This is a genomic window from Streptomyces sp. SID14478 (assembly GCF_010548525.1).
GTDB lineage: Bacteria > Actinomycetota > Actinomycetes > Streptomycetales > Streptomycetaceae > Streptomyces.
The window spans coordinates 1-8,045 of the sequence record NZ_JAAGMG010000928.1; the positions used below are offsets into that span (position 1 = coordinate 1).

8 protein-coding genes and 1 tRNA gene are annotated in these 8,045 nt (G+C 68.3%); 3 read left to right on the forward strand and 6 right to left on the reverse strand.

Annotated elements, in window-relative coordinates:
* Nucleotides 1–134: 134 nt before the first annotated feature.
* Complete coding sequence (locus G3I40_RS30220) at nucleotides 135–1,043, reverse strand: transketolase (protein WP_164305809.1); 909 nt, start codon at nucleotides 1,041–1,043, stop codon at nucleotides 135–137.
* 47 nt (nucleotides 1,044–1,090) lie between these two features.
* Nucleotides 1,091–1,795 (reverse strand): transketolase, encoded by a 705-nt coding sequence (locus G3I40_RS30225; protein WP_164305810.1) that lies wholly within the window; start codon nucleotides 1,793–1,795, stop codon nucleotides 1,091–1,093.
* Nucleotides 1,796–1,943: 148 nt separating this feature from the next.
* Here G3I40_RS30225 and G3I40_RS30230 point away from each other — a divergent pair.
* Nucleotides 1,944–2,017: transfer RNA gene (locus G3I40_RS30230), tRNA-Pro, on the forward strand.
* Between the two features lie 118 nt (nucleotides 2,018–2,135).
* Here the strand turns inward: G3I40_RS30230 and G3I40_RS30235 are convergent.
* Complete coding sequence (locus tag G3I40_RS30235; protein ID WP_164305811.1) at nucleotides 2,136–2,885, reverse strand: transposase family protein; 750 nt, start codon at nucleotides 2,883–2,885, stop codon at nucleotides 2,136–2,138.
* A gap of 533 nt (nucleotides 2,886–3,418) precedes the next feature.
* On the opposite strand from G3I40_RS30235, the gene G3I40_RS48190 reads away from it, so the two are divergent.
* Together G3I40_RS48190 and G3I40_RS30245 are read left to right on the forward strand one after the other, a co-directional pair.
* Nucleotides 3,419–5,029, forward strand: coding sequence for a restriction endonuclease fold toxin-2 domain-containing protein (locus G3I40_RS48190; RefSeq protein ID WP_164305812.1), 1,611 nt, complete (start codon nucleotides 3,419–3,421; stop codon nucleotides 5,027–5,029).
* Between the two features lie 12 nt (nucleotides 5,030–5,041).
* Nucleotides 5,042–5,470: a hypothetical protein gene (locus G3I40_RS30245; protein WP_164305813.1), complete on the forward strand. Its 429-nt coding sequence runs from the start codon at nucleotides 5,042–5,044 to the stop codon at nucleotides 5,468–5,470.
* A 266-nt stretch (nucleotides 5,471–5,736) separates the two neighbouring features.
* On the opposite strand, the gene G3I40_RS30250 is transcribed toward G3I40_RS30245, so the two are convergent.
* From G3I40_RS30250 to G3I40_RS30260, 3 genes are all read right to left on the reverse strand, one after another.
* Nucleotides 5,737–6,144 (reverse strand): FKBP-type peptidyl-prolyl cis-trans isomerase, encoded by a 408-nt coding sequence (locus G3I40_RS30250; protein WP_164305814.1) that lies wholly within the window; start codon nucleotides 6,142–6,144, stop codon nucleotides 5,737–5,739.
* Nucleotides 6,145–6,311: 167 nt separating this feature from the next.
* Nucleotides 6,312–6,707: a hypothetical protein gene (locus G3I40_RS30255; RefSeq protein ID WP_164305815.1), complete on the reverse strand. Its 396-nt coding sequence runs from the start codon at nucleotides 6,705–6,707 to the stop codon at nucleotides 6,312–6,314.
* Nucleotides 6,708–6,903: 196 nt separating this feature from the next.
* A complete protein-coding gene (locus tag G3I40_RS30260; protein ID WP_164305816.1) occupies nucleotides 6,904–7,677 on the reverse strand; it encodes a polysaccharide deacetylase family protein in 774 nt (257 codons plus the stop codon).
* Between the last annotated feature and the right edge of the window lie 368 nt (nucleotides 7,678–8,045).

Genomic DNA, 8,045 nt, shown 5'->3' on the forward strand with positions numbered 1-8,045 from the left:
CGTGTTCGGCACCCGGCACGTCCTGCTGGCCGGCGGCGGCGTCACCCTGCTGTGCGCGACCGCCCTGCTCGCGGTCCCCGCGATCCGCGGCCTCGTCCGCGCCGACGTCGCCCCCGTACGCTCCGTGCCGGTGCCTACGCAGGAACCGGCGCGTCCACGAACCGGCTGATCCGCTCCCGCAGCGTCGCCGCGTCGAGCCCGTGCGCGGCGACGTGCTCCTCGGGGGTGCCATAACGCCGCAGCTCCCGACGGCCCACGCCGAGCCCGAGCACGCGATGCGGGAGATCGCCGAGCGCGTCGTTCGCGGCGGCCGTGGACGTACCCGCGAGATACGGCTCCACCAGCACGACCTCCGCCCTGTCGCCCACGGCCCGGCGCAGCCCGTCCGAGTCGAAGGGCCGCACGGTCGACGCGTACAGCACGGTGACGTCGAGCCCCTCCGTCGCGGCGAGCACCGCGTCGAGCAGCGGCCCGACGGCGACGACGACCCCGCCGCGCCCCTCGCGCACCGTCAGCATCCGCGCCCCGTCCACGGCGAGCGCGTCCCGGTTGGACTGGGTGGACAGCCGTACGTACACCCGCTCGTCGCCCGCCCCGACCGCGTGCCGCAGCAGGGTCTCCGCCTCGTCCGGATGGCCGGGCACGTGCACGGTCCAGCTGTCGAGGGTGTCGAGCAGTGCCACGTCGCCGGGCGCCATGTGCGTGAACCCGCCGGCGGCGATGTCGTACGACCCGCCCGCGCTCACCAGCACCCCGCCCACGCCCTGATGTCCGAAGTCCAGCTTGACCTGCTCGAAGGGCCGCTCCACGAGGAAACTGGCGAAGGTGTGCAGCACGGGCCGCAGCCCGGTCAGCGCGAGCCCGGCCCCCGTCCCCACGAGCAGCTGCTCCCTGATCCCCACGTTGATCACCCGGTCCGGATGCCGGCGCGCGGCCTGCGCGAACGGCGCGAGGCCGATCTCGGCGAGCACGACGGCCACCCGGGGATCCTCGTCGAGCAGCCGGGAGACAACAGGGGCGAAACGGTCACGCATGGTGTCCACGGCGATGTTCCTTTCCGAACGGTGCGCAAACGATGGCTGGGGGTGGGTCACGACAACTGCGGCTCGACGCGGGCGACGACCACGTGCGGCCGCCCCGGATGCGGCGCGGTGAACGCCTCGTACAGCGCGGCGTGATCGCGCCCGTCGACGGTCAGCGTCGACCAGCCGGCCGCGTCGAAACGGGCCGCGATGCCGCCCGCCCGGCCGTACGTGGCGGACATGTTGTCGACCACGACGGTGTGCAGCCGCTCGATCCCGGTGGCCCCGGCGAACGCGATCGCCTCGTGATTGCTCCCCTCGTCGAGCTCGGCGTCCCCGACCAGGGCCCAGACGGCGGGCTCGACCCGCCCCTGGGCACGCAGCCCGAGCGCCGTGCCCACCGCGAGCGGCAGCCCGTGCCCGAGCGACCCGCTGCCGATCTCCGCGCCGGGCACCAGCAGCCGGTCGGGATGGTGCCCGAGCCGCGACCCGTACTGCCCGAACCCGCCCAGCCACTCGACCGGCACGAACCCCTTCGCGGCGAGCACCGCGTAGTACGCCATCGGCCCGTGCCCCTTCGAGAGCAGGAACCTGTCGCGCCCCGGATCGTCGACCGTGTCCGGCCCCACCCGCAGGACCCGGTCGTACAGCACCCACAACACGTCGAGAGTGGAGGTGGCCGCGGCCCCGTGCTTCTCGTCCCCGGTCATGGCACTGATCAGGCGGGACAGGTCCGCGTATCCGTAGGTGCGCCGCTGCGCTGTCGTCGTCATATCCAGCAGCGTGCAACCTCAACTTTGCTTGAGGTCAACCCCGCCTCCGAGCACGTCCCGAGCCGTAAAGGGATGCGCGACCACGGCCCCGAGTGCGGTATGGTTTCCGTGCACGTTCGGCCAGGGGAAAGCCCAGGTCAGCGGGTATCGGGACGTGGCGCAGCTTGGTAGCGCACTTGACTGGGGGTCAAGGGGTCGCAGGTTCAAATCCTGTCGTCCCGACAGTTCGAACGTATCGAACGTCGCAGGTGAAGGGCCGTTTTCGAACGGCCCTTTTTCTGTTGCTCCCATGCTCCCAGTGGGAGCAACGGGAGTGGGAGCGCGCTCCCACTGAGCGTTTTCAGCGTTGCCTCTCCAGGGTGAGGACGGCTTTGGTGATGACGCTCATGCGGTTGGGGCTGATGCGGGATCTGCGGAAGATCTGCCAGGACTTCAGTCGTGCCATGCCTCGTTCGACAGGTGCCCGGGCCGCGGACAGGGCCCGGTTCTCGGTCTGCTCGGTAAGGGTGAGTTCACCGCCCGGCGGCCGGCGCCCGGCGGTGGTGACCCAGCCGCCTGCACCGATGTAGGCCATGTCGGCGAGGATCGGGACGCCCTGGCGCTCGCAGATCCGGAGAATCTTGTGGGTGCGGGCTGCCGTCAGATCGTGGGTGCGGCCCGGCAGCGCCGGCGACAGCCACAAAATCTCCCCGGCCGGGTCCGTGACGACCTGCACGTTCACGCCGTGCCGCTTGTGTTTCGCCGAGTAGTCCGCCCTGCCGTCCCCGACGCGGTCGCACTCGGCGAGCGTGCCGTCCAGGAGAACGAAGTCCGGATCGTGCACGCGCAGCGTCTTCAGCAGGCCCGGTGCCAGCTCGGCGAGCAGTTCGGTGACCGCGGTGACGTAGACGTGGGCGGTACCGACGGATATCCCGAAGGCCGCGGCGATGCGGGCGAGGGTTTCATGGTGGCGCAGGTACACGAGTGCGACCAACGCACGGCGGTGCGGCGGCAGTTTGCACCGCCGGTCACCCTCGCGGGTGACGATGAGCATCGTGACCCACTCGACCAAGGCGTGAGGCAGGTCGAGTGCGGCAGGATACGGAACCAACAGGGCTCCTGTGCTGCTGAGTTGAGACGTCGAACACCTCACTCAACGGCACGGGAGCCCTGTCCGTTGCGTACCCCAACGTCACGCCGTCCCCTCACCCGATCAGTAGCCACACTGAAAACGCTCACTGAGTTGTCCCGGTCCGCACGCACGACGCTCTTCGTCGAGGAAGACGACGCCGTGCGGGGTGTTCATGCGTGGAACACATGGCCGATCCGTTTGGGCTGCTGATGTACACCGCGCTACGTGAGCCTCCACCGCGACCATCGAAGCTATTGACCATGGCGTAGTGGCCCTTGGCCCTGGTGGGGGTCCTGAGCTGCTCCGCGGGAATGTGGTCATTGGCTTGGCTGGGGGAGGTGCTGGCCTCGACGCCGTCGAGTCTGTGGTCGACGGTGACCGTGTTGTGGCTGCATCCGCACCCGCAAGATCTCCGGCGGGGCGGTGCGTAGCAGAGGTTGTCTTGATGCCGTTGCGACACGTGGGGTTGCGGCAGCTAACCTTGCGGACGGCATGATCACGGGGAGGGATCAGTGGCACCGGACGTCAAGGTCAAGTCGGACGAACTCGTCGGAATGTCCGGCGGGTTCAATGACCTCACGGAATTCCTCGTCGAAGTCATCGGTGCCCTCGTCGAGGCCCTCCAGGTCTCCAAGGGTATGGCCGGTGACGACGCCGGCGGCCACAACTTTGCGAAGCTGTATCAGGCAGCAGCCCGCGAAACCGTCGCCCAGATCGCCTTCTCGACATACACCATGGGCGAACTGTCTGCCTCCGTCATGAAGATGGCCTTCGAGTTCCTCGCCACGGACAGCAAGGTCGCCGCGCGGATCGTTGAGAACTTCTCGCCCGATGACGCCATCAACGGACTCAGGCAGCCACAAGCCAGCCGCCAGTGCGATCCCACCGGCAGTGAGGAAGATCTTCCCGACGTCGTCTCCAAAGAAGACTGGATGGACGACTTCCTCACCCAAGGACCTCGTGGCGACTCCAGCAAAGCGCGTTCCGCCGCGAAGGCGTGGCGGCACGCGGGGAAGCTCATGGAAGGCACCCGCACCAGTGCCCAGACCGGTCAGGGCGTGCTCGTCAAGGACTGGTCCGGTTTCGCTGTCACCTCGTTCGTCGAGTACTTCGGCGTCTTCATCGGCAACGGCGAACGCCCCTGCCGGACCACCGACGGCGAAGCACTCCTCGCGAACATCGCCGCCGCCTGCTACGAGATAGCTGCCGCCTGCGACGCCTACGCCGGGCACGTCGACGACGCCAAAGCCGACTGGAAAGCTGGAGGCATGGCCCTCGGCGATTCCCTGTTGGACAACGACAACGACCACGGGCTCAACGACGCCGTCTGCGGGGACGTGCACATTGCCGCGCTCGGCCTCATCCCGGGCATTCTCGACGGCTCCGGACGCAAAGCCAAACTCCCCGAACCGTCCAGCCCGCCCGTGCCCTACGCCCCGGGCTACCCGGCCATCATCCCGGTTCCGGCGTCTCCGCTCATACCTGCGACACCCCTGACGCTCGCGGCCACCGGCCCCACCCCGGGCGGCATCACTTACGCTATCTACTCCCAGCCCGACCCGCTCAAGCCCGGCCCGCCGAGACCTGGAGTCAACCCGAAAGGGCCGTTGCCGCCAGCGGGTACGAAGCTACTCAGCGCCAAGGAGCAGGCTGACTTCCGCAAGTGGATGTCGACGCTGCACCAGCACGACTTCGGGAATAGACGCACGGAAGCAGATCCGGCTAACCGATACCAGGCGGACACTGCCGGGTATCCCGAGTACGACCTGGTACTGCCACACAGGCGGGGTTTGAAGGACGGGCAGCAGGCCGACGGTCTACGGCCGGCGGATGGATACGCCCTCGACGCCAAGTACGTCAACGAACCCAACACCTGCAAGTCCCCGCGGACCCTGGAGAAGCTCGAACTTCCGGAAAAGGACAAGAAGGCTTGGGTCGCCGGGCCGCACAAGGGCGACGACGCGGAGATTCGGGACTACGGTCGGGCCATCAATGACCCGAACGGGCACCTCAAGGGACTCGAAGTCATTACAAACGGCCCCGAGACCGAGGCTTATTGGCAGTACCTCATGGCGAAACATGGGGTCCCCGGTAACGTTCGCTACCACCCGGCAACCGACTGAGAAGGGCGCGCTGTGACTACCGCCGACGAGGCTGCTCAGGTCATCACCAACTACTACTTCGCTCCCGTCGAGGGGGAAGTCTGGCCCGTCGACCTAGAAGTCTTCGACACCCAGGCTGCTGCCAGGTGGCCCGACTACGAATCGAGCGACGAGCGGGACCCGGATCTTGAATTCACCTACACCCGTTCCGCTGACGGTGCCCAGCGCAGCGCCTGGTATCACCCTCAACGCGGTATCGGGCTTCCCGGCTACGGTGCGGTCGAAGCAGCTGAGTTCGTGTCCTGGTTCCTGGATCTCTTGCCCGCGGAGACCAAGGTGCTCTTCAATAACGATGTGGCCATCGAAGACGGGGACTACGACGACCATGTCGTACCGGGCTCCATGGGGCTGCGCCCCATCGCCGAGGCGTTCGCCAGCCACCTCGCCGAGCATCTCGCCTGACTTGCGCGCACCAAGCGCAGCCGCTCGGTGCGGGCATCGGTACGGCCCAAGCTGCGTATGCCTCCAGCGTGTGCCGAGAACGTTGCTCAACGGTGCACTGGGACGTTCGAGAGCTTGCGTGGGAGCGACCATGCCGCTGGGGGTCAAGGGGTCGCAGGTTCAAATCCTGTCGTCCCGACAGTTCGAACGTATCGAACGTCGCAGGTGAAGGGCCGTTTTCGAACGGCCCTTTTTCTGTTGCCCCGCCGTTTCCGGGGCAATGAGGGCTACTGGGCCTTGCTCCACCCGCTTGTGCCGGAATACGAGTCGAGCAGGTCCACCACGAAGACCAGGGTCGAGCCCGCCGGGATCAGCGGCGAGGGTGACTGGTTGCCGTAGCCGAGGCGCGGGGGGACGATGATCTCGCGCCGGCCGCCGACCTTCATCCCCCTCACCCCGCGGTCCCAGCCCTTGATGACCTTGCCACCGCCCAGGGCGAACTTGAACGGCTCGCCCCGGTCCCAGGAGGCGTCGAACTCGTTCCCGGATGCGAAGGTCACCCCGACGTAGTGGACCCTGACCACCATGCCGGGCTTCACCTCGGCACCGTCCCCGACGACCAGGTCCCGGACCGTCAGCTCGGCAGGGGCGGCGCCTTCAGGAACGTCGACCTCGGGCTTCGTCGGTTCACTCATTGCGGCCGCCTCATCACTCTCGTCGGGGGCCCTCGCACGGACCGGCCAGGCACATGGACACCCCATGCAGCAGAGGGCCACGCTACCCAGGACGGGGGCCCACGGAGCACGCCGCATCCGGCATTCGGCATTCGGACGTGGTGATCGTTCACTGGACGCAGCGCGCACTATCCGAACGGGTTGCCGCCCTGAGTCCGGACGCCGGCCGTCGCGGCGGCGAGGTACGCGGCGTGGGCCTCCCGTTGGTTCCAGGTGAACAGCACCGTGCGGGAGTTGTTCGCGATGGCCTTCTGCGCCTCGGCCGTCGCGATACGCAGCTGCCCCCGGTCCTGCTCGGTGGCGAGCTGTACGTACCCGTTCACGAGACGGGTCGGCTCTTTCGACAGCACCTTGACGACGTCGCGCAGGGGGATGACGCAGTCCCTGGCGCCGGTCGCCTTCCCCATGAGCTTGCGCTTGATCTCGGCCCGATCCGCATAGAGCGTCACGGTCGCGACGTAACCCTTGAAGACCTGCGCTTCGGGCTGGGGTGCGGAGGCACCCTTCGAGAGGTCGTATGCCATCGGATCAGTGTGCCGCTCCCCCCGGCGAGTTGAGGGGCGATCGGCCGGAAGTGCTCATCGCGCACGCGGTGCTCGGCTTCGAGCAGGGCCAACGACAAGGCCGGCTGGGCCCGCTCGTCGTCCCGCCGGACGCCGCGACGCCGGCGGGACCCGGTCCCGGACCGGATGAGCTGATCCGAGGCCGTCGGGTCGATCCTCAGCGCACCGGGAAGCCGAACGCGTAGCCCTGCTCCTTGAGCCGGGGGAGCAGTCGGCGCAGGGCCTCGACGGTCTGGGCGCGGTCGCCGCCGGCGTCGTGGAAGAGCACCGTCGGCCCGTTGGGCAGCTCTTGTTCGACCGTGGCGACGACGGAGTCCGTTCCCGGGCGCTCGAAGTCCTTGCTGTCCACGTTCCAGCCCAGCGGGCGCATGCCGTGGGACGCGGCGAGCTTGCGGCTGTACGGGGTGAAGGCGCCGCCGGGTGCCCGGTAGTACATGGGCCGTACGCCCCCGGACGCCTCGGTGATCATGCGCTCGGCGTCGAGGATCTGCCGCGCCTGGTAGGCCTCGGACTTCTTGTCCATGGTGGTGTCGTGCGCCACCGAGTGGTCGCACAACCGGTGTCCGGCCGCGACGACCTTCTTCACGAGGTCCGGGTGCGCCTCGGCCTGCGGCCCCACCATGCAGAACGTGGCCTTCACGCCGAACTCCTGCAGTACGGCGAGGACTTGGGGTGTCCATTGCGGGTCCGGGCCGTCGTCGATGGTGATGTTGACGCCGCGCGCACCCGCGTCCGAGGCGTGCGCGATCGTCCTCGCGGTGGCCCGCGCGGCGCCGCCGGGTGCGGCCGGGGCGGCCGCCTCCGGTGACGAGCCGTCCGCGACGCCCGCCTGCGCCGTCCACACCGAGGCGCCGGTCGCGAGCAACGTCACGCCGAGCGCAGCCCCGACCACCTTGCTGTTCCAGCCTCGCCCGTTGCCTCGCCGCGCCATGTCCGTCCCCTTCGCACCGTGTTCCACCGGTCCCGATCACCTCGTGAACACTGGACAGGACGAGACGTGCGGGCCGGTGGATGCGCCTGTTACCGATCACGGACAACTCCGGGAAGATTCGCGGACACTGCGAAGGTTCCACGCCAGTTCACAGCGGTGCGCGGCGCATTTCGACGGGGGCGGTCCGGCGCTCCGCACAGAACAAGACCTGCACGGGCATTGACGCGGTCGTACTCTCGCGCCCACACTCCGATCAGTGAGTGTTAACGATAACACGATCTTGAACATGCCTGAGGGAGCCGCCCCATGACAGGCCGTCACCCACCCCTGCCCACCACGGAGTTCACCGCCCGACCCAGCCGCCGCAC

What these genes read in the sequence shown, in the direction of transcription:
- G3I40_RS30225 (WP_164305810.1), bottom strand. Translation starts at nt 1,795, where the DNA reads ATGACGACGACAGCGCAGCGGCGCACCTACGGATACGCGGACCTGTCC.
- G3I40_RS30250 (WP_164305814.1), bottom strand. Translation starts at nt 6,144, where the DNA reads ATGAGTGAACCGACGAAGCCCGAGGTCGACGTTCCTGAAGGCGCCGCC.
- G3I40_RS30255 (WP_164305815.1), bottom strand. Translation starts at nt 6,707, where the DNA reads ATGGCATACGACCTCTCGAAGGGTGCCTCCGCACCCCAGCCCGAAGCG.
- G3I40_RS30260 (WP_164305816.1), bottom strand. Translation starts at nt 7,677, where the DNA reads ATGGCGCGGCGAGGCAACGGGCGAGGCTGGAACAGCAAGGTGGTCGGG.